This window comes from Flavobacterium sp. UBA7663, assembly GCF_002483315.1.
Lineage (GTDB): Bacteria > Bacteroidota > Bacteroidia > Flavobacteriales > Flavobacteriaceae > Flavobacterium.
In genome coordinates this window covers 128503-153384 of record NZ_DLHR01000019.1, presented here as the reverse complement: position 1 = coordinate 153384, position 24882 = coordinate 128503, and the positions used below count along the sequence as shown (strand labels likewise).

At 30.7% G+C, this 24882-nt stretch carries 24 protein-coding genes; 14 read left to right on the top strand and 10 right to left on the bottom strand.

The features are described 5' to 3' along the window. Positions 1 to 220: 220 nt before the first annotated feature. The gene (locus B2741_RS08035) at positions 221 to 898 is read left to right on the top strand and encodes a hypothetical protein (protein ID WP_291137377.1); all 678 of its coding nucleotides are present in this window, start codon (positions 221 to 223) and stop codon (positions 896 to 898) included. Beyond that, positions 891 to 2075: an O-antigen ligase family protein gene (locus tag B2741_RS08030; protein WP_291137374.1), complete on the top strand. Its 1185-nt coding sequence runs from the start codon at positions 891 to 893 to the stop codon at positions 2073 to 2075. The genes B2741_RS08035 and B2741_RS08030 overlap by 8 nt, the downstream gene beginning before the upstream one ends. 168 nt (positions 2076 to 2243) lie before the next feature. Here the strand turns inward: B2741_RS08030 and B2741_RS08025 are convergent, their stop codons facing one another. Both B2741_RS08025 and B2741_RS08020 read right to left on the bottom strand, forming a co-directional pair. Continuing rightward, a complete protein-coding gene (locus B2741_RS08025; RefSeq protein WP_291137371.1) occupies positions 2244 to 2948 on the bottom strand; it encodes a class I SAM-dependent methyltransferase in 705 nt (234 codons plus the stop codon). Between the two features lie 168 nt (positions 2949 to 3116). Next, positions 3117 to 4187, bottom strand: a complete 1071-nt coding sequence (locus tag B2741_RS08020; protein ID WP_291137368.1) for a glycosyltransferase — start codon at positions 4185 to 4187, stop codon at positions 3117 to 3119. Positions 4188 to 4382: 195 nt separating this feature from the next. Here B2741_RS08020 and B2741_RS08015 point away from each other — a divergent pair, with 195 nt between their 5' ends. The 3 genes from B2741_RS08015 to B2741_RS08005 are packed head-to-tail and all read left to right on the top strand — an operon-like array spanning position 4383 to position 7804. After that, complete coding sequence (locus B2741_RS08015; protein WP_291137366.1) at positions 4383 to 4916, top strand: WcaF family extracellular polysaccharide biosynthesis acetyltransferase; 534 nt, start codon at positions 4383 to 4385, stop codon at positions 4914 to 4916. Position 4917: 1 nt separating this feature from the next. Further along, positions 4918 to 6111 (top strand): WcaI family glycosyltransferase, encoded by a 1194-nt coding sequence (locus B2741_RS08010; protein ID WP_291137363.1) that lies wholly within the window; start codon positions 4918 to 4920, stop codon positions 6109 to 6111. A gap of 16 nt (positions 6112 to 6127) precedes the next feature. Further along, positions 6128 to 7804, top strand: a complete 1677-nt coding sequence (locus tag B2741_RS08005; protein ID WP_291137360.1) for a BACON domain-containing protein — start codon at positions 6128 to 6130, stop codon at positions 7802 to 7804. Between the two features lie 23 nt (positions 7805 to 7827). On the opposite strand, the gene fcl is transcribed toward B2741_RS08005, so the two are convergent. Beyond that, positions 7828 to 8760, bottom strand: coding sequence for a GDP-L-fucose synthase (gene fcl, locus B2741_RS08000; protein ID WP_291137358.1), 933 nt, complete (start codon positions 8758 to 8760; stop codon positions 7828 to 7830). Further along, positions 8754 to 9818 carry a GDP-mannose 4,6-dehydratase gene (gmd, locus tag B2741_RS07995; RefSeq protein WP_291137355.1) on the bottom strand — a complete coding sequence of 355 codons (1065 nt, stop codon included), beginning with the start codon at positions 9816 to 9818 and terminating at the stop codon, positions 8754 to 8756. Before gmd ends, fcl begins: the two co-directional genes overlap by 7 nt. A 136-nt stretch (positions 9819 to 9954) precedes the next feature. Between gmd and B2741_RS07990 the strand changes: the two genes are divergently transcribed. From B2741_RS07990 to B2741_RS07975, 4 genes are read left to right on the top strand one after another with little or no spacing between them, the layout of a single operon-like run. Beyond that, positions 9955 to 11274 carry an O-antigen ligase family protein gene (locus B2741_RS07990; RefSeq protein ID WP_291137352.1) on the top strand — a complete coding sequence of 440 codons (1320 nt, stop codon included), beginning with the start codon at positions 9955 to 9957 and terminating at the stop codon, positions 11272 to 11274. Position 11275: 1 nt separating this feature from the next. Next, a complete protein-coding gene (locus tag B2741_RS07985) occupies positions 11276 to 12259 on the top strand; it encodes a UDP-glucuronic acid decarboxylase family protein (RefSeq protein WP_291137349.1) in 984 nt (327 codons plus the stop codon). A 3-nt stretch (positions 12260 to 12262) separates the two neighbouring features. After that, positions 12263 to 13606, top strand: a complete 1344-nt coding sequence (locus B2741_RS07980; RefSeq protein ID WP_291137346.1) for an undecaprenyl-phosphate glucose phosphotransferase — start codon at positions 12263 to 12265, stop codon at positions 13604 to 13606. Continuing rightward, entirely contained in the window at positions 13606 to 14358 is a 753-nt protein-coding gene (locus B2741_RS07975; RefSeq protein ID WP_291137343.1) for a glycosyltransferase family 2 protein, read from the top strand. The genes B2741_RS07980 and B2741_RS07975 overlap by 1 nt, the downstream gene beginning before the upstream one ends. Positions 14359 to 14480: 122 nt before the next feature. Here B2741_RS07975 and B2741_RS07970 read toward each other — a convergent pair whose 3' ends face one another. Next, positions 14481 to 15791, bottom strand: coding sequence for a phenylacetate--CoA ligase family protein (locus B2741_RS07970; RefSeq protein WP_291137340.1), 1311 nt, complete (start codon positions 15789 to 15791; stop codon positions 14481 to 14483). Between the two features lie 112 nt (positions 15792 to 15903). On the opposite strand from B2741_RS07970, the gene purD reads away from it, so the two are divergent. After that, positions 15904 to 17175 carry a phosphoribosylamine--glycine ligase gene (gene purD, locus B2741_RS07965; RefSeq protein ID WP_291137337.1) on the top strand — a complete coding sequence of 424 codons (1272 nt, stop codon included), beginning with the start codon at positions 15904 to 15906 and terminating at the stop codon, positions 17173 to 17175. A gap of 20 nt (positions 17176 to 17195) precedes the next feature. Here the strand turns inward: purD and B2741_RS07960 are convergent, their stop codons facing one another. Further along, positions 17196 to 17426 carry a DUF6341 family protein gene (locus tag B2741_RS07960; RefSeq protein WP_133609015.1) on the bottom strand — a complete coding sequence of 77 codons (231 nt, stop codon included), beginning with the start codon at positions 17424 to 17426 and terminating at the stop codon, positions 17196 to 17198. A 46-nt stretch (positions 17427 to 17472) separates the two neighbouring features. Here B2741_RS07960 and B2741_RS07955 point away from each other — a divergent pair, with 46 nt between their 5' ends. Beyond that, positions 17473 to 18402 carry a DUF6427 family protein gene (locus B2741_RS07955; protein WP_291137334.1) on the top strand — a complete coding sequence of 310 codons (930 nt, stop codon included), beginning with the start codon at positions 17473 to 17475 and terminating at the stop codon, positions 18400 to 18402. Here the strand turns inward: B2741_RS07955 and upp are convergent. Then, positions 18397 to 19050 (bottom strand): uracil phosphoribosyltransferase, encoded by a 654-nt coding sequence (upp, locus tag B2741_RS07950; protein ID WP_291137331.1) that lies wholly within the window; start codon positions 19048 to 19050, stop codon positions 18397 to 18399. The two genes, B2741_RS07955 and upp, sit on opposite strands and share 6 nt — an antisense overlap. A gap of 73 nt (positions 19051 to 19123) precedes the next feature. Between upp and B2741_RS07945 the strand changes: the two genes are divergently transcribed. Next, complete coding sequence (locus B2741_RS07945; RefSeq protein WP_291137328.1) at positions 19124 to 19729, top strand: DUF4254 domain-containing protein; 606 nt, start codon at positions 19124 to 19126, stop codon at positions 19727 to 19729. Positions 19730 to 19739: 10 nt separating this feature from the next. Next, on the top strand, positions 19740 to 20777 hold the full coding sequence (locus tag B2741_RS07940; protein ID WP_291137324.1) for a glycosyltransferase family 9 protein: 1038 nt from the start codon (positions 19740 to 19742) through the stop codon (positions 20775 to 20777). A gap of 40 nt (positions 20778 to 20817) precedes the next feature. On the opposite strand, the gene B2741_RS07935 is transcribed toward B2741_RS07940, so the two are convergent. The 3 genes from B2741_RS07935 to B2741_RS07925 all read right to left on the bottom strand — a co-directional run bounded on the left by B2741_RS07935 (position 20818) and on the right by B2741_RS07925 (position 23473). Further along, positions 20818 to 21870, bottom strand: coding sequence for a ferredoxin--NADP reductase (locus tag B2741_RS07935; RefSeq protein ID WP_291137321.1), 1053 nt, complete (start codon positions 21868 to 21870; stop codon positions 20818 to 20820). A 50-nt stretch (positions 21871 to 21920) separates the two neighbouring features. After that, complete coding sequence (locus tag B2741_RS07930) at positions 21921 to 22433, bottom strand: acyl-CoA thioesterase (protein WP_111566472.1); 513 nt, start codon at positions 22431 to 22433, stop codon at positions 21921 to 21923. Between the two features lie 98 nt (positions 22434 to 22531). After that, complete coding sequence (locus tag B2741_RS07925) at positions 22532 to 23473, bottom strand: SPOR domain-containing protein (RefSeq protein WP_291137317.1); 942 nt, start codon at positions 23471 to 23473, stop codon at positions 22532 to 22534. A 283-nt stretch (positions 23474 to 23756) separates the two neighbouring features. Here B2741_RS07925 and dprA point away from each other — a divergent pair, with 283 nt between their 5' ends. Continuing rightward, positions 23757 to 24860 carry a DNA-processing protein DprA gene (dprA, locus tag B2741_RS07920; protein ID WP_291137314.1) on the top strand — a complete coding sequence of 368 codons (1104 nt, stop codon included), beginning with the start codon at positions 23757 to 23759 and terminating at the stop codon, positions 24858 to 24860. Positions 24861 to 24882: the final 22 nt, after the last annotated feature.

The window sequence follows — 24882 nt, the reverse complement described above, 5'->3', positions numbered from 1 at the left end:
TCAAACTAAATATGATATTCAAAAAGAACAATACAAATTAGTTTTATCAAAAAGGCAAAATAAATATTTATTAATTGTTTTTTTTATAATAACAGCCCTATCTTTTTTTTTAGAAGCAGAATTACCTTCTTTTTTTATCGTTTTTATTATTTCGTATAGTTTATATTTATTTTTTTTAGGTGATAAGCTATTATCACTATTGTATTTAATTCCTTTTTTTTTGCATGTTTTAAAAGCAAACCGCTCAATTTTAATTGTATTTATTTTAGCTATTGGTCTTAGTTTATTGAAAGGAAGAATCACAAAAAGAAATATCATCGTTGGCTTTTTTACTTCAATATTTATTTTAGGAACAATTTTGTTTTTCTCTGAAGAGATTTTGTTTTTTGTAATTCAAAACTTAGAGCAAGGGTTATTAAAAAATCGTATAAATCAGTTGTATTTAATAGCATCTGGTAAAATAAACTGGAATGCTCCAAACGCTTTATCTCTAAAGCAACGTTTTGTAGAGGCTGAATTGGTAATGGAATATTGTTTTTCTAATCCATTTAGGTTCTTATTTGGAGCTGGAAACGGCGGAACAATTGAAGGCTTTACTTTTAAAGATACAGGTGTTACAGGTGCTTCAATTTTAGGAAAAGAAGCAGTTCATAACATTCATTTATTACCATTTTCTTTATTCTTTAGATATGGCTTTTTTGGATTAATAATTTTTATTCTACTAATTAAAAATTCGATAAAATACTTTTTTCAAATAATTTTCGAGGAACCTAATTATAAAACCTTTTTATTTGCATTTGCATTGTTCTGGATTATTTACTCAATTCCAGCAGCATCTTTTTTATGGACATGTTCTTTATTTTGGATAACCTTAGGAATAATATCTAAAAATGATTAGTATTAAAATTCTTTTAAAATATAGTTTGCTATTAACTTCAATATTGTTGATTTTACCTAACAGTATAAGGGAAGTTCCATTTGCCTTTTTAGGATTGCTTTCTATAATTATTTATTTTAAGGAAAAACTATATAAAATTAAAGACATTTACATTTTTAGTTTTTTTTTAGTTTGTAGTGTTAGTTTAATTTATACATCAAATCTTAAAGAGGGTTTTTCTAAAATTGAAGGATTGCTCCCTGTTCTTTATTTAAGCGTTTCCTATCTGGTTTTTTTAAGACAAAATATTATTTCAAAACAACTAGTAAAAAAATGGATAATTTTATTTAACACTTCTAACCTCGTTTTTATTGTAATTTTCTTTGTTTATTGCTATTTCAAAATAACCGACTTTTCATATAATAATCTAAGAACAATTTTAGACACTATTCCGTTAATAAAAATACATCCAATTTATTTTTCTTTTATAGGAATATTAACAATTTTAATTAATTACAAATTCCAATCTTTATTCAAATATTATTATTTATTTATAGCAGTTGGCTTTTTTGAGGTTTACTTATCAGGGGTTAGAGCAACTTTTTTGAGCTTCCCTTTGTTATTATTGCTTTTTGTGCTATTAATGAAAAAGAGTAAACTCTTTAAACTTAAGTTTTTATTAATAACATCAATTTTTCTTTTTTCTGTAAGCCTATTAAATAAAGACTTAATTAAGAGGTTTAATGAAATTAAAGCTCCACAAACTTTTGAAAGGGTTAATATACATAACTCAACAAGCATTAGGTACGCAATTTGGACATGTGCTTACGAACAAATGAAAACTTCGAATAAGTTATTTGGAGAAGGAATAGGAGATGTTAGAGACATGCTTTCAACTTGTTATAAAACAAATTACCCAGAGCTAGAAAAGTATTACAATACTCATAACCATTATTTTTACATCTACTTAACAGTAGGTTTAATAGGGTTATCAGCCTTTTTTATCAGCCTATTAAACATTGTTTTTATTTCCAAAACAAAAGACAAGCAGTTTTTGTATTTGGCGCTTTTTTTCTTCTTATATACTTTTCTTTTTGAAAATGTTTTAGAAAGAAAATACGGAATATTATTGTTTTACTTTACAATAATGTTCACTTTTAATCTATTCTTAAGAGAAGAAGACAAAATATCAGAATAGTTTTTCAGTATAGAAGTATTTTGTAGTTCATCCAAAGGTTTTCCTTATTAACAATCTGAAGAATGAATAAAAGTGTTATATAAATTGATTTTGATTTCAAAAAAATGAATTTTCATCCCAAACTTTAATACATCTTTTGATGTAATTTTTTAAGTAAACAAATGCGGATTAATTGATGAAATTTAATTTTTCCAATTCCCACAAAGCCATTGATTTATCTTTGTATTGTCCGTTGCCTTCCGTTGAATTTTCGATAATAATTTTTAAAGGGGTTGGAAAATTAAAAGGGACATCTTGTAAGTTTAATGGTCTCCAATCGCCAGTGATTATATCATAATTTACATGGTGATTGATATAAGTTGTTGTTAGTATATATTTACAACCTGAAGATTTTATGTTTTTTAATGCCTTGTTAATATCTGCATAAGACAAGTGTACAAAGCAATCTCTTACGAGTATTATATCACATTTAGGCAGGGAATCACTAATTAAATTAAGAACTTTGAAATTAATATTTTCTTTTTTGTACTTTAAAGTATTTTCTTCAATAAGCTCTTTAACGATATCTCCACCAATATATTCTATTTTTGAAAGATCAACTTTTCTCATCCAATTAAAATCACCACAAGGAAGATCTAAAACAGATTTAACACTTTTTTCTTCAAACAAATCATTTAATTCTTTAATTAGATTTTTTGTTTGTTTAATTTCAGAACCTTCTCCAGAAATGCTTTCAGCGCTTTTCCAATGATTGTTTTTATATATATCAGTAAACACCTCATCCGCACTCATTTTTTTGAATTTTGCATTTTTGCATTTTCTATACCATGAAATTAAACTTAACGGAATAATACTTTTTATATATTTTATCATTTTTATTGTTTTTTTTGTGGCAAAAAGCTATTTACATTGAGCCTAAGCAAATGTAGCACATTTTTTATAAAACCAAAAATATATCTTAGTTGGTACTTTTAACCATTAATTATTAAATAATATTAAAGAAAGAATCAAATTTGTTTTTGATAAACAGGGAGAATTATATTACAAACTTTCATATAATTCATGCCATAACCAAGCTTTTTTATCCCAGCTGTAGTTATCTTGAGTAAAGTCATACAAGTGTTTTCCTCTTTCAATTCTCTCATTATTATTCCAATTATAACTTTCTATTATTGCGTTTTTTAATTCAGAGACATTTGGGTTAATTAATATTCCACCATTTTCCCCCCATTCTTTCTTCAGTCCAGTTTGAAAGGTTGTAATTACGGGTGTTTTACAAGCTGCAGCTTCAAGATTAACCATTCCAATAGCTTCAGAATAAGAAGGAGCTAATAAAGCCCTAGCATTTGCAATTAAATCATACTTTTCATCACCAAAAATGCCACCTAAAAAATCAATATTATTTACTAAATCCCGTTTTTTTATTAGTTCTTTTAGATACTCACTATATTTGTTCTCAACACCAATTATTTTTACCTTAATCTTACTATTATTAATTATTTTTAATACTTCGATAATAATTTCAATCCCTTTTTTAGAATCAATTCTTCCTACAAAAACAAAGTAATCTTCTTTAGGATTATAATTTAAGTTTTTAGGGATATTATTAAAATCAATAAGATTTGGTATTTCAACTATATTTTTATGCTTTGTTAGCTTAAATAAGTTTTCTTTTTCCAATGGAGTAATTGCATGTAAAACAGTAGCTTTTTCTAATATGTTATTTAAAATTAACTTTAAATAAAGCCCCTTTTTAATTGGGTTTTTTTCCAGAATCCAAGGTTCTAACATACCGTGTGGAGTTACTAAATAAGGGATATTCTTTTTTTTAGCAATTTCACTTGCTACATACTGATTATAAGTATAAACACCATGTAAGTGAAATATAGCATCATCAGGAAGTGTCTTGAGGTGAGATTTTATATGCGTGTTATAATACCAAGCTTTATCACTTTTGAATTCGGTAAAAGCGTCTTCTGGCTCTTTACAGGTTGTTATTATTTTAGAATTTATATTATTGTTAACTAAATTTTCATGTAAGAGCTTAAGAATTGTTCTAACACCACCACTTGATTTGGAAATGTTTTCGGTAATATGATATATATCTTTCATTTTTCAATTATTCTAACACTTTTTATCATTGCAAAGATTGTAAAATTTATGAGAAAGTTTTAAAAATAATTCGAATCTCTAAAAAAGGAAAAAATCCTACCCACAATTGATAAAAAACAAATAAATTTACAAAATATTATAAATCATCATCCTATTCAAAAAGGATTTAATTAACCTTTTTTATAACCCCATACTATGTTTGAATTAAAACAATTTAATTTACCAAAAAACTTTAGAGGCAGAAGCGCTATCGTTGTTCAACTTTGGCGGGTAATTTATGTTGTCTTTTTTAGAAACTCTCCACAGTTTTTATATGGTTGGAGAAGATTTATTTTAAGATTATTTGGCGCTAATATAGGAAAGAAAGTAATTATAAGACCATCAGTAGAAATAACATATCCATGGAAGGTTGTAATTGGTGACTATTCTTGGATAGGCGACAATGTAGTTTTATATTCATTAGGTAAAATAACTATTGGATCAAATACTGTAGTTTCTCAAAAAAGTTATTTGTGTACAGGTTCTCATGATTTTAATTCAGTTGCTTTTGACATTTTTGAAAAACCAATAGTAATTGGAAATTCTTGTTGGATTGCAACAGATGTTTTTGTTGCTCCAGGAGTACAAATCGTAGACGAGGTTATTGTAGGAGCAAGATCGTCTGTTTTTAAAAGTATAGTAGCAAAAGGTATTTACAAAGGAAACCCTGTTGCTAAAAAAGAGGTTTAAAATGAACATAACCATAATAAGTAATAATTACTATCCTGAAGATAGTGGTATAGGTTTGTATTCAGCAGGAATGGCTGAGTATTTGGCAGAAAATCACAATGTAAAAGTTATTACAGCAATGCCATATTATCCTCAATGGGAAATTTATGCTGAATATAAAAGTAAACCAACATATTTTAGTGAAATCATCAATAATGTTGAGGTTTTTCGTTTTAAAACTTATACTCCTAAAAAGCCAACTTTTTTAAAAAGGATTTTCCAAATGTGTCATTTTTTTATTGGTTCATTGGGTAATATTTTTAGAATTAAAAAAAATGATGTTGTTATAGTCGTAATGCCTTTTACAATATCAATTTTTTTAGGATGGTTTTTAAAAACCATAAAAGGCGGAAAATTATTAGTGCATGTTCAAGATTTCGAGTTTGATGCAGCTTTTGAAACTGGACTTTCAAAAAAATCAGGATTATTGCCTAAATTAATTTTTAAAGTAGAACGCTTTTTTTTAAATCGTGCAGATTCTGTAAGTACAATAAGTTACGGAATGTTGAAAAAACTAGAAACTAAAACAGCATCATCAACAAGTTATTTTCCAAATTGGATTGATTATTCAAAAATAAATCCAGAAACAGCTAAACCTAATAAAATCTTTGACTCTAATAAATTCAACATTTTATATTCTGGTAATATTGGCGCAAAACAAGATTGGGCCTTTTTTATAGATTTTGTAAAAGCTTGTCAAGAAATAAGTAAAGTTCATATTTATCTTATTGGTGAAGGTGCAAAAAGAGATGAAGTGGTTGAAAGAATAAAAAATTTCTCAAACTGCACTTATTTTCCTCCAGTTCGCTATGAAGAATTAAATGATTTATTGTGTAATGCTGATTTGCATATTCTTTTTCAAAAGAGCACTGTAGTTGATACTGTAATGCCTTCTAAAATATTGGGCATGATGGCTAGTGCTAAACCTTCAATTGTTACTGGTCATGAAGAGTCTGAGGTGAAGTATAATTTCGAAATTTCTAATGGCGGGTTTTATTATTGTGAGGAAAACAAACTAGATCAAATACTTAGACAAGTAAATTATTTAATAGAATCTCCACAAGATTCAATAGAAATTGGGAATAACGCAAGAAAGTTTATTATTGAAAAGTTTTCAATGAATAAAATTTTGTGTAAATTCGAGAAGACTTTGTAGAAATTAAATCTTTATTATGAAAAACATACTTTGTTTAATTATTTCTTGTTTTATTTTTATATCATGTACTAATGATGAAGATAATTTTTTTGAATTAGAGCAAACGAGTTTTTCTATTAATAAACCATCAACCACTTTAAATTTACATATTTCATCTAATGTTAATTGGGCTGCAATTGATATTCCATCTTGGATAGTATTTAGCCAAACAACTGGCTCTGGGGATTCTGATATTATTATTAATGTTACAGAAAACAATGATCCAAATGGTCAAGTAAGAACTGCTGAAATTAAATTTATTGCAGATAACAAATTGTATTTATTAACAATTATTCAAAATGCACAAGTAGTTTATACCCTATCGATATTAAATAACACGCCTCTAAGTTTAGACCATAATCAGCATGTTTTTACTATTCAAATTTCAAGTGCCCAACCATGGTATATTCAAAGTAAACCAACTTGGGTTCAAGTTCAACCTTCTACGGGAGGTGTTGGGTTAACATCTGTTGAAATTACGATTCTTGAAAATGACACTTCTTCAAATAGATTTGGAAGTACAATTTTCGCAACAGAAACTCCATTTAATCCCAATAATTCTACATATGATATATTACATATAGAACAAACGCGTAATCCAGCCACTTTTGCTAAAACTTGGAGTCTAACGACTGATCCAATTTATTTAGGCTTGGGAGATATTAGATATAATTTAGAACTAAAAAATAATAGATTAAATAATTCGATTTTTTTAACATATAACACTACATTGATTGGAGGTAAGGCATATATTGAATCTTATGATGGAGTTCGTTGGGATTATTTAGATAATAATAAATATGTTTATTGTACAAAACCAAAACTAGCTATAAGCAATTTAGGAATCCCTTTCATGTCTTATATGACAAATGGTCCAGGTCAGGCTATTGGCTATGCCTCTGCAACTAGTTATTCTCAGATTACAAGTGGTGCAATGTTAGATTATTTGTCTCCATCAACAGTTAATTTTACAGATATTGCATTAACAAATAATAATGAAATGGTTGTAGTTTATAATGACAACAGTAATAATGGTAAAGTAACAGTTAAACAAAAAACAGGTTCTTTATGGCAAACTATTGGTTTACAAGGGTTTTCAGTTGGATCCGCTCAATACTGTAATATTGCTGTAAACTCAAATAATGAAATTTATGTTGCATATTCAGATCAAGGAGTCTCTAATAAAATCGTTGTAAAAAAATATAATGGTTCAAACTGGGAAACAAATGGCCAATTAGGTTTTTCTAGTTCAGATGCTGAGAATATTGAGATGGAAATTGGATCTAATAATGAGATATTTGTTGCTTATAAAGATATTGCAAATGGAAGTAAAATTACTGTTAAAAAATATGTTTCAGGAAATTGGGAAACAATTGGAACGGAAGGATTTTCAACTAATTCAATAAAAAGTGTTTCTTTAGCATTGAATAATCAAAATAGTCCTTACATAGCTTATTTAGAAGATACTGACAATCCAGTAATAAAAAAATTTGATGGTACTTCTTGGGTAGAACTTAATAAAATAAGAATACAAGATGGAGGTCAATTTATTACAACAGCATCTGAATTAAGAATTGTTGTAGGTACAGATAATATCCCATTTATTGGAATGAAATGTTCATTAGGTGTTATATTGGCTAAATACATAAATTAAGAGCTAGAGCCAACAAAACTTTATTATTCTTCAATCTTTTTTAGATACCATTGATGTGTCCTTTTTATACCCTCTTCCAAAGTTACTTTGTGTTTCCATCCCAAAGTATTAATTTTTGAAACGTCTAATAATTTTCTTGGAGCGCCATCTGGTTTTGAGGCATCAAAAATTAAATTTCCTTCAAAACCTACAATTTTCATTATTGTTTCGGCTAGTTCTTTAATAGATACATCTTTGCCTGTTCCTATATTTACGGTTTCAACATCATTGTAGTTTTCCATTAAAAACAAACACGCTTCTGCTAAATCATCTACAAATAAGAATTCGCGCATTGGTGTTCCAGAACCCCAAATTGTAACCTCTTGTTTGTTGTTTTGTTTTGCCTCAATAAACTTACGAAGTAACGCTGGTAAAACGTGAGAATTTTCAAGATTAAAATTATCGTTTATACCAAATAAATTAGTTGGCATAGCCGAAATAAAATTACAACCATATTGTTGTTTGTAAAATTGGCACATTTTTAAACCTGCAATTTTTGCAATAGCGTATGCTTCATTTGTTGGCTCTAACGAACCAGTTAGCAAATATTCTTCTTTTATAGGTTGTGGAGCAAATTTTGGGTAGATACAAGAGCTTCCTAAAAACAGCAATTTCTTCACATTAAATTCATAAGCGGCTTGAATTACGTTGCTTTGAATCATTATGTTATCATAGATAAAAGTTGCAGGATAAGTGTTGTTTGCATGAATACCTCCAACTTTTGCAGCGGCTAAAAATACATATTCAGGTTGTTCTTGATTAAAAAAATCATGAACTGCTTGTTGGTTTTTTAAATCAAGTTCTTTAGATGATTTTACAACAATATTTGAATAACCTTTAGCCTCTAAAGTTCTAACAATAGCCGAACCAACCATGCCGTTTGAACCAGCAACATATATTTTAGCACTTTTTAGCATACTCTAGGAAGTTTTACATATTCTAAATCGTGTTTCATCATAATTTTTACCAATTCTTCAATTGATGTACGGCTTGGATTCCAACCTAACTGTGTTTTTGCTTTGGTAGGATCGCCTAATAAACTTTCTACTTCGGCAGGTCTGTAATAATTTGGATCTACCTCAATTAAGGTTTTGCCAGTCTCTTTACAAATTCCTTTTTCAGTTTCATTTTCACCTTGCCATTCAAGCTCAATACCTACTTCTCTAAAAGCTAATTCACAAAAATAACGAACCGAATATTGAATACCTGTTGCAATTACATAATCTTCTGGTGTTTCTTGTTGTAGCATTAACCACATGCATTCTACATAATCTTTTGCATAACCCCAATCGCGCATAGCGTTTAGGTTTCCTAAATATAATTTATCTTGAATACCGTGTTTAATTCTTGCTGCAGAAAGTGTAATTTTTCGTGTTACAAAAGTTTCTCCTCTACGTTCTGATTCGTGATTGAATAAAATCCCATTCACGGCATAAATCCCATACGATTCTCTATAGTTTTTGGTAATCCAAAAAGCATAAATTTTTGCCACCCCATAAGGAGAACGAGGATAAAATGGTGTGGTTTCTTTTTGAGGAACTTCTTGAACTTTTCCATACAATTCAGAAGTTGAAGCTTGGTATATTTTCGTCTTTTGGGTTAAACCACAAATTCGAATAGCCTCTAATAGACGTAAGGTTCCTATTGCATCTGTTTCAGCAGTATATTCAGGTAGATCGAAAGATACTTTTACGTGCGATTGCGCTGCTAAATTGTATATTTCATCAGGTTGAATTTGCTGTACTAATCGAATTAAACTTGTAGAATCAGTCATGTCGCCATAATGCAACTGAATTTTTTTGTCTTTATGTAAATCGCGTATTAAAGATTCTATGTAAAGATGCTCTATTCTTTCTGTATTAAAAGTAGAGCTTCTTCTAATAATTCCATGAACTTCGTATCCTTTTTCTAATAATAGTTCGGCTAAAAACGAGCCATCTTGTCCATTTATTCCTGTTATTAAGGCTTTTTTCATTTAAAAAAAATTATTAGCAAATATAACATAAAGCTTTAATCTTGTACTCTTTTTAAAAGAAAAAATAAAAGTATTAAGTTTTTAAAAAAAGCAATATCTTGCAATTGATTTACAGTTTTCAAACAAATAGTTAAAAATGATGAAAGATAAATTAGATTCTCTCTCTTTTTCCCAAATATTAAAAAATGGTAATCTTTACGATTTCTCATTTTTTTGTTTGTTACTTCTAATTTGTACCATTCCATTGCCAAATGTTATTAACAATATTGTAACGGGAATATTAGTTTTGTTTACTTTATCTCAACTAAAAAAAACATCGTTTTACTTTACAAAAGAGATGATTTTACCAATTATTCTTTTTGTTTGGATGGCCATTTCTTGTATTTGGTCAATCGATTTTTTGGGTTCTCTAAATGCTTTACCTAAAGAAAGCTTTTTAATATTGTTTCCGTTTTGTTGTGCTATAATTTTTGTTCACAATAAGGAATTATTGTTTAAATATTATAGTATTTCAATATCTTTTTATGTTCTTTTTTTCTTAATAAAAGCAGTTTTTCGGTTTTTCACCGAAAACAATACAGCGGTTTTTTTCGGACACGAATTAGTTACAAAAGAGTTAAATGCCATTCATTTTTCGGCATTCGTAAGTGTGGCTTTTTTTTATTTTTTAACTAAGGAAATCAAAACAAAAACAGATTATATTCAATTACTATTGCTTACACTGTTTTTAGCATTATTAAATTCTAAAAGTATAATATTAGTAGATATTTTACTTGTTGGGTTATATTTTTTCTTCTATTCAAAATCAGCCAATAAAATGCGGTTGAGAAACATTGTCTTGTTAGGAATCGTTTTTTTTTCATTTCTATTTTTTAACAGAATAAAAGAAAAAATCGAATTTGAATTTCAATTGGATAAGGATAATAATATTGGACACACCGTTATTCCTAAAGAAATTGTTGGCGATCGAATTATTAGTATGAAACAGGCTTGGGAAAATAATAAATTTGAACAAAGCGATTTTTTCTCTGGAGCATCTTTTCGAGTATACCAGTTTAGAATGTTTTTAGAAATAATGAAAGAAGAAAATGTTTTTTTTCAAGGTTTAGGACTAAATGCCTCATATAAAAAACTGGAAGAAAAAGGATTAAAATACAATGTTTTTAATGGAAATGAAACCACAGAAGGATATCAAAAGAAAAACTTCCACAATCAATTTATTCAGGTTTTTTCTGAGTTAGGGTTTATAGGGTTTGTTTTATTGATCCTAATTTTATTCGCAAACCTTAAAAACGCATTAAAAAATAAAGATTTTATACATATTGCTTTTGCAATTCTAATGATAAGCTTATTTTTGACCGAATCTTTTTTGTGGAGACAAAGAGGTGTTGTGTTTTTTACAGCTTTTTATTGTTTGTTCAACACAATTCATTTATCAGAAAAAGAAAAAAAATAACATGAAAAGAATATTAATTACAGGTGCAGCGGGTTTTCTTGGCTCACATCTTTGTGATAGATTTATTAAAGAAGGATATTTCGTTATCGGAATGGATAACTTAATTACAGGTGATTTAAAAAATATTGAACATTTATTTAAAGATAAAAATTTCGAATTTTACCACCATGATATTACTAAATTTGTTCATGTTCCAGGTAAATTAGATTATATTTTGCACTTTGCATCACCAGCAAGTCCAATTGATTACTTAAAAATTCCAATCCAAACTTTGAAAGTAGGTTCACTTGGAACTCATAATTTGTTAGGTTTGGCTCGAGTAAAAAAAGCTCGAATTTTAATTGCGTCAACATCTGAAGTTTATGGCGATCCATTGGTTCATCCACAAACGGAGGAATACTACGGAAACGTAAACACCATTGGCCCAAGAGGTGTTTATGACGAAGCAAAACGCTTTCAAGAGTCTATAACTATGGCATATCATACTTTTCACGGAGTAGAAACCAGAATAGTGCGTATTTTTAATACGTATGGACCAAGAATGCGACTAAACGATGGTCGTGTAATTCCTGCTTTTATTGGTCAAGCGCTTCGTGGAGAAGATTTAACTATTTTCGGTGACGGAAGTCAAACACGATCATTCTGTTATGTTGATGATCAAGTAGAGGGAATTTTCAGATTATTACATTCTGATTATCATTTACCTGTTAACATTGGTAATCCAGACGAAATCACAATTAAAGATTTTGCCGAAGAAATTATAAAGTTAACAGGGACTAATCAAAAAGTGGTGTATCATCCGTTGCCAATTAATGATCCAATGCAAAGACAACCCGATACGACCAAAGCAAGAGAAATTTTAGGTTGGGAAGCAAAAGTCTCTAGATCTGAAGGCATGAAAATTACGTATGATTACTTTAAGACACTTTCTTCGGAAGAGCTATTAAAAGAAGAACATAAAGATTTTTCAAAATACATTCATTAGTCAATGCAAAAGGGAAGATATTCCAAATATATTAGACCAATTATTATTTTCATAGATTTATTAGTCATAAACCTATTGGTTTTGGCATGCCTTAGATCTGCAATGAGTAATATTGGCTATCATTTGATTTTGTCAACCTTTTGGCTGGTTGTAGCTTATTATATTGGTTTTTATGAAGTATACAGAACTACAAAAGAAACCACAATTTTCACAAAATTACTCAAACAATTTCTTTTTATATCGTTAATAACCTTTGCATATGTTGGCTTTAAATATAAGTTTGTAACCACTAAGGAAATTTTTATTTATATTCTTGTTTCTTTTATTTTAGTAGGTTTTTTTAAGTTTTTAGTCTTTTTTCTGCTAAAAAAGTATAGGGTACATTATAGAGGAAATATTCGAAGCGTTATTATCATTGGTTCAAAACAAAACACAGCAGAATTAGTTAAGTATTTTACTCAAAATCCTTATTTGGGATATGTAATAGTTAAGCATTTTGATGTAAAAAAAGACAAAACCTTATCTGTACAAAGCATTTTTGAATTTATTTCAGAGAAGAAGATAGAAGAAGTTTATGCATCATTAGATGATTTATCTAAAAATGAGACTGAAAATTTAATTGAATTTACCGATAATAATTTCATAACGCTAAGGCTTATTCCTGATAACAAAAGTACACTGTATAGAAATTTAGCAGTTCAGTACTATGGGATAATTCCAATTATTGTTCTTAGAAAAATACCTTTAGAAATGGAGGTTAATAGTAGACTAAAAAGAAGTTTTGATATTGTTTTTTCCCTATTTGTAATCATTTTTATTTTATCTTGGTTAACACTTATTCTTGGATTGTTAATAAAAATAGAGTCTAGAGGACCAATTTTTTTCAAACAGAACAGACCTGGATTTAAAGAACGAGATTTTCTGTGCTATAAATTTAGATCTATGATGATTAACAAAACAACGGAAAAAGAAGCAGTAAGAAATGACCCAAGAGTAACAAGAATAGGAAAGTTTATACGTAAAACAAGTATTGATGAACTGCCACAGTTTTTTAATGTTTTGCTTGGGGATATGTCGGTTGTTGGTCCTAGACCACATTTGTGGACACAAAATAAAGTATATGGAACCAAAGTGAAAAAATATATGATCCGTCATCACGTAAGCCCAGGTGTAACTGGATTAGCTCAAGTTAGAGGGTTTAGAGGAGAAATTGAAACAGACGAGGATATGGTTAATAGAATCAAGTATGATGTTTTCTATATAGAGAATTGGTCCATTTGGATGGATTTAAAGATTATTATTCAAACGGTAATCAATATCTTTAAAGGAGAAGAAAAAGCCTACTAATGAACCCTTTAGTTTCCATAATTACTCCTTCCTATAATTCGGCAAAATTTATTGCGGAAACCATTCAATCAGTACAAAATCAAACTTATCAAAATTGGGAAATGATTATTGTAGATGATGGTTCTTCTGATGAAACCGAAAGTGTTGTTTTATCCATAATCCAAAATGACAAACGCATTCAATTTCATAAATTAAGTCAAAATTCTGGACCAGCAGTTGCCCGAAATACCGCAATTGAAAAAGCGTCTGGAGATTACATGACGTTCATTGATGCCGATGATATTTGGTTCTCAACGTTCATCGAAAACAACATCAAAACTATTCAGGAAACTGGAATTCCATTCGTTTTTTCGTCTTACAGAAGAGCTAATGAACAATTAGAATTTGTGTATTCTGATTTTATTGTTCCTCAGAAAGTTTCTTATACCGACATTTTAAAATCAAATTCAATAAGTTGTTTGACGGCTTTTCTTGATATTAAAAAATTAGGTAAAAAGTACATGCCACTCATTCGAAAACGCCAAGATATGGGATTGTGGTTGAACTATTTAAAAGTCATTCCATTCGCATACGGAATTCAAGAAACTCAAGCGATTTACAGAATTAGAGAAAATTCACTTTCTAGAAAAAAATCGGACTTAATTAAATACCAATGGCAATTTTATAGAGAAGTTGAAAAGCTAAATGTTTTTCAATCGGCATATTATATGTTACATTGGATGTATCGCGGTTTTATGAAGTATAGAAATTAGATTTTAACGCAAAGTTTTAAAGTCTTTCGCAAAGTTCACAAAATCTAATAAAGTTAATTAAAGAAGCTTCGCTTTGAAGAATATTACTTAAAGAATAATCTGTGATAATTTGTGTTTATAAATCAAAGCATCGATTGAAATTGCTTCAATTTCCCTCTTTTTGTACGTTCCAAAACCTCTTTTCGATTGTATGTAAAGTGCAATCCAGGTTCTAAATATTTCGCAATCGCTTTTTCAATTTCTAGAATTTGTTCCAAAGTTAATTCCACCGAACTCACATAATCAATTTCGAAACTATCCAATTTAGTCTGACGAACGATAAATTCTTTCACGTTTCCGTCGTCTTCAATAATACTTTTGGTTACGTAGTAAAACGTTAATCCAGGCGATTTTTTTCCACTTGGTAAAAGTGCCACATCACTGGTTCGTCCAATTAATTTTTTCAGAATTGGTTTTTTTAACGTGCTTTTTTCGTCCAAAATTCCAACATCGCCAATTTCATATCGAATAAACGGATGCGCTTTATTATACAAAGAAGTAATCACCACCTTCCCTTCTTTTCCGAAAGGAACAGGTTGATTGTTTTCGTCTAAAATTTCCACAAACAAGGTTTCTGCATTCACTTGCCATTCGTCATTCGGATTCTGAAACGCAATTAAATCCAATTCCGAAGCACCATATTCATTCACAACCGGAATTCCTAAATGCTTTTCCAATAAAATTTTATCTTCTTCAAACAACATTTCCGAAGTCACCATGCAAACTTTCAACGTTGGACAAACATCGGTTAGAACAATATTTCTCGCTTGTAAATATTTTCCAAAAAGCACAATCGAACTTGTATAACCATTGATGTAATCAAATTTTTTGGTTTTAAAATGTTCCAAAACGCCATCTAATATTTTATCCGATAGATCAAAAATTGGGAAACGATATCTTTTACTTAAAAAATCCTTTAAACGTTCTTTTCTGTACCCAATAAAATCCAACGGAATCCCATAAAATCGCGCTTGATACGACGAATTGAAATCAACGCCATACCAACTAAATCGATAAATAATCGAAGCCCAAGTAATCGCATGCGCTTCTTTATCCTTAGCAAACACAAACGGATCACCGCTAGAACCCGAAGTTTTATTCACAAAAACAGTTTTCTCGGAATAGCCTTTTGAAAGTCTGTCTTTTAAAGGCTTTTGTAAATTTTTTTTGGTCAGAACGGGTAAATCATTCCAATTTTCAAAGCTGTCTTTCCCAACTAAATCTTGATAAAAAGCATTGTTTTTCAAATGAAATTCCACAATTTCTCGCTTTTTGTTTTCGAGATAATCAGGATAATCTGTTTCTGAAATTTGTAGAATTTTCTCAAAATCAGCCTGAGCTTTCACAATAGGAAAACCGCTTAATTTTAAAGAAAGATGAAACAAGTTGAGCATTCGTTAGAATTTATCCAAAAGTAATAAATCTGAAAATAATCTTTCTTCTTTTTTCTTTTTTCTTTCTTCTTAAGAAATAGTACTTTTGCCTCACAACATAACAACATACAAAATGACTATTTTACTACTTGGTTCTGGCGGTCGCGAACACGCACTGGCTTGGAAAATGCTTCAATCTTCAAAATGTACTTCTCTTTTTGTTGCCCCTGGAAATGCAGGAACAGCATCGATTGCAAAAAATGTGGATTTAAATCCAAATAATTTTGATGCCGTTAAAGCTTTTGTTTTACAAGAAAAAGTAGCTATGGTGGTTGTTGGTCCAGAAGATCCATTGGTTTTAGGAATTTACGATTTCTTTAAAAATGATGCTCAAATCAATCATATTCCAGTAATTGGTCCATCAAAAGTGGGTGCACAATTAGAAGGAAGTAAAGAATTTGCCAAAGAATTTTTAGTAAAACACAACATTCCAACCGCTCGTTACGAAAGTTTCACCAAAGAAACTGTAGAGCAAGGTTGCCAATTTTTAGAGACTTTAGAAGCACCTTACGTTTTAAAAGCAGACGGATTAGCTGCCGGAAAAGGTGTTTTAATCTTATCTGATTTAGAAGAAGCGAAGACTGAATTAAGAAATATGTTAGTTGGTGCTAAATTTGGACAAGCAAGTTCAAAAGTAGTTATCGAAGAATTTTTAGACGGAATTGAATTAAGTTGTTTCGTTTTAACCGACGGAAAATCATATAAAGTACTACCAACAGCAAAAGATTACAAACGAATCGGAGAAGGCGATACTGGATTAAACACAGGCGGAATGGGAGCAGTATCTCCAGTTCCATTTGCTGATGCAGTTTTATTAGAAAAAATTGAAACTCGAATTGTAAAACCAACGATCGCAGGTTTACAAAAAGACGGAATCGAATACAAGGGTTTTGTTTTCATCGGCTTAATCAACGTAAATGGTGAACCAATGGTTATTGAATATAATGTTCGTATGGGTGATCCAGAAACGGAAGTAGTGATGCCAAGATTAAAAAGTGATTTAGTAGAAATTTTTGAAGCGATTGGAAATCAAGAATTAGAGAAAATCACCTTGGAAATTGATGAAAGAGCAGCTACAACTATCATGGTAGTTTCTGGCGGATATCCAGAAGATTATGAAAAAGGGAAGGAGATTTTCGGATTGGAAAACATCACCGATTCTATTCCATTTCATGCGGGAACAAAATTAGAAAACGGAAAAGTTGTAACTAATGGAGGTCGCGTAATTGCGGTAACTTCGTACGGAAATGACTTTCAGGAAGCCATAAAAAAATCTTATCAAAGTATAGCAAAACTACAATTTGATAAGATGTATTTTAGAACGGATATTGGTAAGGATTTATAATCCTTGCTAATATCTTAAGATTATTTTAAAAATGAGTGTGCAGTAGTATCTTGCTCATCTTCATTATTTGCTTTGAAGATGTTCAATTGCTTAATCCAATAAGTCATAGCTCCACAACAGATTATAATAAAAATCCAGTTTAAGATATTTGCAGTCCACCAATTAGTTAATTCTAGTTCTCTTAACCAATCCATTGGTAAGAATAAAAAATCTACGAAAAGTGATTGTATTCCTTCAAAAAATGATTTCATTTTGATAAAGTATTATATTTACACCACAAAAATATAAAATATTCGCATGTTAGCAAGCGTTTTTAGTAAAACAAGACCATTTAATTATTTAGTAATAGGAATTCTATCGCTTTTTTTCTTTTCTGTGAAGATAATTGCGTTAGCAAAACCCAATGCTAATTGGATTTACTATGCTGAAGAGTTTGGTTTGTATGTTTTACTTTTCGCGTCTTTATTCATTCTAAATTTCATTACACTTAAAAACGGATTGACCAAAGGAAACAATTATGCGTTGTTTTTGTTTTTTGTTTTCCTATTATTCTTTTCTTCGATTTTTCAGAATAAGAACATTATTATTTCTAATTTTCTGTTGCTTTTAGCTTTAAGAAGGTTAATTTCCTTGAAATCCTTACTACAAACAAAAGAGAAAATTTTTGACGCTTCGTTTTGGATTTTTCTTGCGGCCTTATTTCACTTTTGGAGTATTTTTTATATTATTTTGGTGTTCATTGCTATAATCCTACACGTATCTAAAGATTACAGAAACTGGATTATTCCCTTTATTGCTTTGTTTGCTGTAACTATTTTGTTTTTCCTTGCCAATAGTATTCTAGATAATACTTTGATGAGTACTTTGTTAGATAAAACGTATATCAGTTTTGATTTTTATTACTTTGAAAATATTTACCAACGAATTGCTTTGGCGGTTTTTACATCATTAAGTTTATTTGCGTTTGTTTTACATGTTTTTGATGTACCAAATAAAGCATTAAACATGCAATCTTCGCACAAAACCATTTTGTTTTCCTTCATTTTAGGAGTAGGAATTTATGTGCTTTCGGCAAATAAGAATAATGGAAGTTTAGCTTTCTGTTTTGCACCGTTGGCAATCATTGGCGCTAATTTTATCGAAAAAATTGAAAATAATTGGGTAAAAGAAATCGTTGTGTATTCTTTATTGGCTTTTGGTGTTTTCTTTTTTATAATGCAATTATAATTTAATTCCGTAAGCCAAATCTCCGGCATCTCCTAAACCAGGAACAATATAATTGTGTTCGTTCAGTTTTTCATCTAAAGCAGCCACCCACAAATGACAAGTTGAAGGAACATTTTCTTCTAAATATTGAATACCTTCTGGTGTTGCAATCACTACGGCGATATGAATTTCTTTAGGTTGGTGTTCCAAATGTAATTTATGTAAAACCGCTACTAATGATTGTCCAGTGGCTAACATCGGATCAATTAAAATCAAATTTTTTCCTTCGAATGACGGAGCTGCTTGGTATTCTACTAAAATTTCAAACTTATCATCGTTGTCATAATGATGACGATAAGCCGAAACAAATCCGTTTTCTGCATTATCAAAAAAGCTCATAAAGCCTTGATGTAAAGCTAAACCAGCACGTAAAATCGAACACAAAACCACTGGTTCTGCTATGGTTGTAGTGTGTTTAATTCCTAATGGTGTTTGCACATCAATTTCTTTGTAATCAAGCGTTTTGCTTAATTCATATGCCATTATTTCTCCAATACGCTCAATATTTTTTCTAAAACGCATGCTGTCTTTTTGGATGTTTACATCGCGAATTTGCGCCAAGAAATGATTAAGAATACTGTTTTGCTCTGAGATATAATGAATGTGCATTGGATTTATTTTTTATTTTCAGGATAAAAGTACAAAAAATCGCTATTTTTGTATCAATTTTAAAGCTATAATTATGTTTGCTGAATTTGCATTTCCCATTTTTGAACAAAGTATCAAAACATATCACATTGTTGACGATGTGTATCAACCAGTTGTAAATCCTTTCGAAAAAGGAACTATTGAATATTTGTTATTTGCAAAAAATTGGGTAGACACGGTACAATGGCATTACGAAGATATCGTTCGTGATCCAAATATTGATCCAGTTGCAGCTTTAGATTTAAAACGTAAAATTGATGCTTCGAATCAAGTTCGTACGGATATGGTGGAATACATCGATAGCTATTTCTTAGATAAATATAAAGATGTTCAAGTAAAACCAAATGCAAAAATCAATACGGAAAGTCCAGCTTGGGCAATTGACCGTTTGTCGATTTTAGCTTTGAAAATTTACCACATGAATGAAGAGGCAACTCGTGCTGAAGCAACGCCAGAGCACAGAGCAAAATGTCAAGAAAAACTAAATGTTTTGTTAGACCAAAAAAACGATATGTTTACTTCAATCAGTCAATTAATTGAAGATATTGAAGCGGGTGACAAATACATGAAAGTGTACAAACAAATGAAAATGTACAACGATGAGGAGTTAAATCCGGTGTTGTATCAAAATAAAAAATAGTCATCATTTGATGTCTAAACCAAAACACATATTGGTAATAAGGCTCTCAGCCATGGGCGATGTCGCAATGACAGTTCCTGTGTTGAGAGCCTTAGTTTTGCAATATCCAGAAGTAAAAATTACGGTAGTTTCGCGTCCTTTTTTTCAACCTTTTTTTGATGGAATTCCGAATGTGAATTTCTTTGGAGTGGATTTGAAAGAACGTCATAAAGGGTTCTTAGGTTTACTTCGATTATTTTCCGATTTACGAAAATTAAACATTGATGTGGTTGCCGATTTACATAATGTACTTCGTTCTAAAGTAGTGCGAACCTTATTCGCTTTAAGCGGAAAAAAAGTAGCTGCAACGGATAAAGGAAGAGCCGAAAAGAAAGCCTTGACTAGTTTAACTAACAAAGTTTTTTCTCAAGTAAAACCAATGGTCGAAAGACATGTAGATACTTTTAAACAACTTGGGTTTTCAATTGATTTATCACAACCAAAGTTTCCAGAAAAAGCAATTTTATCAGAAGAAATCCTTTCTGCTACAGAAACAAAAAATCAAAATTGGATTGGAATAGCACCTTTTGCACAATATGAAAGCAAAGTCTATCCAATCGATTTAATGCAACAAGTAATTGATGGATTAGCTGAAAATAAAAATAATAAAATCTTCTTATTTGGAGGCGGCGAGAAAGAAATTCAATTGCTAAATCAATTACAAAATCAGCACGAAAATGTAATCGTTTTAGCCGGAAAATTAAAATTCAAACAAGAATTAGAAGTGATTTCTAATTTAGACATCATGCTTTCCATGGATTCAGGAAATGCTCATATTGCTGCAATGTTGGGCGTGAAAGTCATTACGGTTTGGGGCGCAACGCATCCTTATGCAGGTTTCAAACCCTTCAATCAACCCGATGATTTTTGTTTGACTTCGGACAGAGCTCAATATCCGTTATTGCCAACTTCCATTTATGGAAATAAAAAAGTGGAAGGTTATTCAGATGTGATGCGAACTATTTTGCCAATTCAAGTTATTGAAAAAATAAATTCCAATCTTACCTAGATAAAATTGGAATTTGTATTTTTAATTGGAATCTTAAAGATTAAACATCATCAAAATCAATCTTAATTGTTGATGTTGTTGGATATGCTTGACACGCTAATGTTAATCCTTCAGCAATTTCTGAATCGGTTAAAATTTGATTTTTCTTCATATCGGCAGCACCTTCGGTAATTTTACAAATACAACTACTGCAAATTCCACCTTGACAAGAATACGGTACATCTAAACCTTGTTTTAAAGCTGCTTCTAATAAGGTTTGTTTTTGACTCATTTCGAAAGTTGTTTCTTCGTCGTCTACTAAAATTGAAATTTTAGTGTGGCCTTCAGCACCACCAACAGATTCATTTTCGTTTGAAGATGTTGAGAACAATTCGAATTTAATGTCAGCATCTGAAATGTTGTTTTCCTTTAAAGTATCTGAAACCAAATTGATCATTTCTTCTGGTCCGCACAAATAGAATTTTGAGAATTCCATTTCGGCATGTTTGTTTTTCAACACAAAATTTACAGCCGATTTGTCAATTCTGCCAAACAAAGCATTATCAGCAGTAGATTGACTGTATACATATTGTACAAACAAACGCCCAACGTATTGCAATTGCAAATCGTGTAATTGGTTGTGGAAAATGGTGTCTTTTTCTGATTTATTACCGTAAACCAATACAAAAGTACTATTAGGTTCTTCTTCTAAAACGGATTTTAAAATCGAGTAAACAGGCGTAATTCCGCTACCAGCTACAAAAGCTGCGTAGTTTTTCTGACGTTCTGCTTTAGGTTCAAAGGTGAATTTTCCTTCAGGCGTTCCTACTTCGATTACATTTCCAACGGCTAATTTTTCATTGGCAAATTTAGAGAAGAATCCAGTTTTGATGGCTTTAACTGCGATGCGTAATTCTCCACTTTTTGGAGAAGAACAAATTGAATACGCTCTTCTAATTTCTTGTCCGTCCAACGTAACTTTTAAGTTTACATATTGTCCAGCAACAAAAGAGTAATATGATTTTAATTCGTCTGGAACATTAAAAAGAATCGAAACCGCATCAGCAGTTTCTTTGATGATTTCTTTAATGCTTAATTTATAAAATGATGACATGTGATTTTATTTTTTACAAAAATAAAAAAAAGAACCCGAAGGTTCTCAATTTATTCCATAAACAGCGCTTTTAATTCCGTTGCCTCACTTGGTTTCATTTTTCCGGCTAAGACTAAGCTTAGTTGTTTTCTTCTTAATGCTGCTTCGTAACGTTGTTTTTCTAATTCGGTTTCTGGTTCAATTGGTGGAACTGGAATTGGTCTTCCCGTTTCATCAACCGCTACGAATGTATAGATAGCTTCATTAGCTTTATTTTTAATTCCTGATTCTCTGTCTTCAATCCAAACATCAATAAAAATTTCCATAGAAGTATTGAAAGTTCTCGATACTTTAGATTCAACGGTCACCACACTTCCTAAAGGAATAGCTCTGTTAAAAGCCACGTGATTTACCGAAGCAGTTACACAAATTCTACGTGAGTGTCTTCTAGCGGTTATACTTGCTGCTCTATCCATACGAGCTAACAATTCTCCACCAAATAAATTGTTCAAAGGATTCGTTTCACCTGGTAAAACTAAGTCGGTTAAAGTAGTTACCGATTCTGAAGGAAATTTTGGTTGCATTGTTTTTTTTACAAAGATAATGAGGTTTTCGAATATTATATGCAAAAAAAAATCCCAAAAAAGGGATTTTAATAATTATTACGCAAAGTGTTAAAAAATTATTCTATCATTAACCACGCTTCTGCATTATGTGTTTTTTGTATGTTTTTTCTATCGGTTTGTGCTTCTTCTAACGTTTTAAAACTAGCATATACCACAGGATATAAGTTGTGTTTATTTAAAGGAAGCATCTTCGCATTTTCAAAACCAGCTGCTTTTAATTCAGCAATAGCTTTATTTGCGTTTTCTTCACTTCTGTAAGCGCCAGCTACTAAATGATAAGGCATTTTTTCTTCAACAGGAGCTGCCACACTTAATTCTACCGCTTCAACAGGAGCGCTAATTACAAAAGTCGCTTCTTGAATTTGTTGTTGTACTTTCTCTTGAACGTTTTTCTGAACTGCTAAAGTTTTGGTTTGAATTTGTTGATCATAGTAAGTTTTATATCCAAAACCACCAGCACCCAACATCACTACAAAAACAGCTGCATATTTCAAATACGAGTAATCTCTTTTTCTTTCAGGAGTAAAAATAATTGGCGCTTTTTCTTCTAAAGCTTCTACTTCTTGTTTTAAAACTTCTCTTGTAATTTCAGGAGAAACAAAACTGCTCAAACCAAACGAATCCGTTAAATAATTTACCGTATTAGCGGGTTCAAAAACCCAATTCATTTCATTGTTAACCGAAATTTCGCCAATGTTTTTCAACACCACACGATTGCGGTTTTGTAACAAATACGTCCATTCGTTTACCACATCACCAATTTTGATTACTGCTAATTCGTAAGACATTTTTTCTTGTAATGCCACATGATTTGCTAATAAACCATCATTGTTTTTTACATTCGCATTAAACGAAACCACTTTTTTAGGTGGAAAAAACGAACTTGCGCTTCCAGTAACGTGAGCGGACACAGTTTCGGTTAAAAACGCACCAAAGCCAGGAACAGTAACGCACTGATAACGATATAATAAGTCGGATATGTGTTTCTCTATCTGCATAACAACAAAGTTAGATAATCAATAGCAATATCAAAATTTTATCAACAAAAATTATTAACAATTGCGATTTTTACTTTAAATTATTGGAAGCGAATGGCTTGGGCTTTCTTGGTTCCCATATTCCTGCTGTCCTCTCTACACGGTGCCGCTCCCATCAGGGCTGGTTAGGTTTCCATTTTCTTTCTTGGTCTTTGTTTTCTAAGAAGTAAAAAATCTTTGTATTATTGTTAAAAAGAACTATTTTTGTTCTTCAATTATACGCCAAATAAATTTTATACACGCCATGACACAGTCAGAATTATACCATACGCTTGCGCTCATGCAAGTGGAAGGAGTAGGAGATGTAATCGCCAAAAAACTCATCCAACATTGCGGAAACGCTACAGAAGTCTTCGCTTCGAAAAAATCCCAACTTCAAAAAATTGACGGCATTGGTTCGGTTGTAATTAAAAATTTGCAAGACAAATCGGTATTTGCAAAAGCAGAAGCCGAACTCCAATTTCTTGCACAAGAAAACATTTCCACTAATTATTTTCAAGAAGAAAATTATCCCGAGCGATTAAAAAACTGCTACGACAGTCCTGTACTTTTATTCCAAGCCGGAAATATCGATTTACAAAACCAAAGAATTATTAGTATTGTCGGTACACGTCAAATCACGACGTATGGTATGGAATTTACTAAGAAATTAATCGAAGAAATTTCACCTTTAAATCCAATTATTGTTAGCGGTTTTGCTTATGGTGTTGATATTTACGCACATCAAATAGCAATGGACTGTGGTTTGCAAACCATAGGTGTTTTAGCTCACGGATTGAATCAAATTTATCCGAAAATACACAAAAAGTACATGGCAAAAATGGAACAAAATGGTGGGTTTTTAACAGAATTTTGGAGTTCCAGTAATCCCGATAAAGAAAATTTTATCAAACGAAACCGCATTGTTGCTGGCATTAGTGAAGCTACCATCGTAATTGAAAGTGCTGAAAGAGGTGGTTCATTAGTCACCGCTAATTTAGCCAACGATTACAACCGAGATGTTTTCGCAGTTCCAGGAAGAACGACGGATAAGTATAGTCAAGGTTGCAATAATTTGATTAAAACACAACGTGCTAATTTGCTTACTTCGGCAGCTGATTTGGTGTATATTTTGAATTGGGAATTGCAACGCGAATCTCAAAAAGTAGTACAAAAACAATTGTTCGTCACCTTAACCGAAGAAGAACAAATCATTTATGATTACCTTCAAAAAACAGGAAAAGAAATGATGGACATTATCGCCTTAGAATGTGATTTTCCTATTTATCGCATTTCTTCCATTTTGTTAAACATGGAATTAAAAGGAGTGATTAGACCTTTGCCCGGAAAGATGTTTGAGGTGGTTTGATTTTTTTGGCTTATTTTTTGAT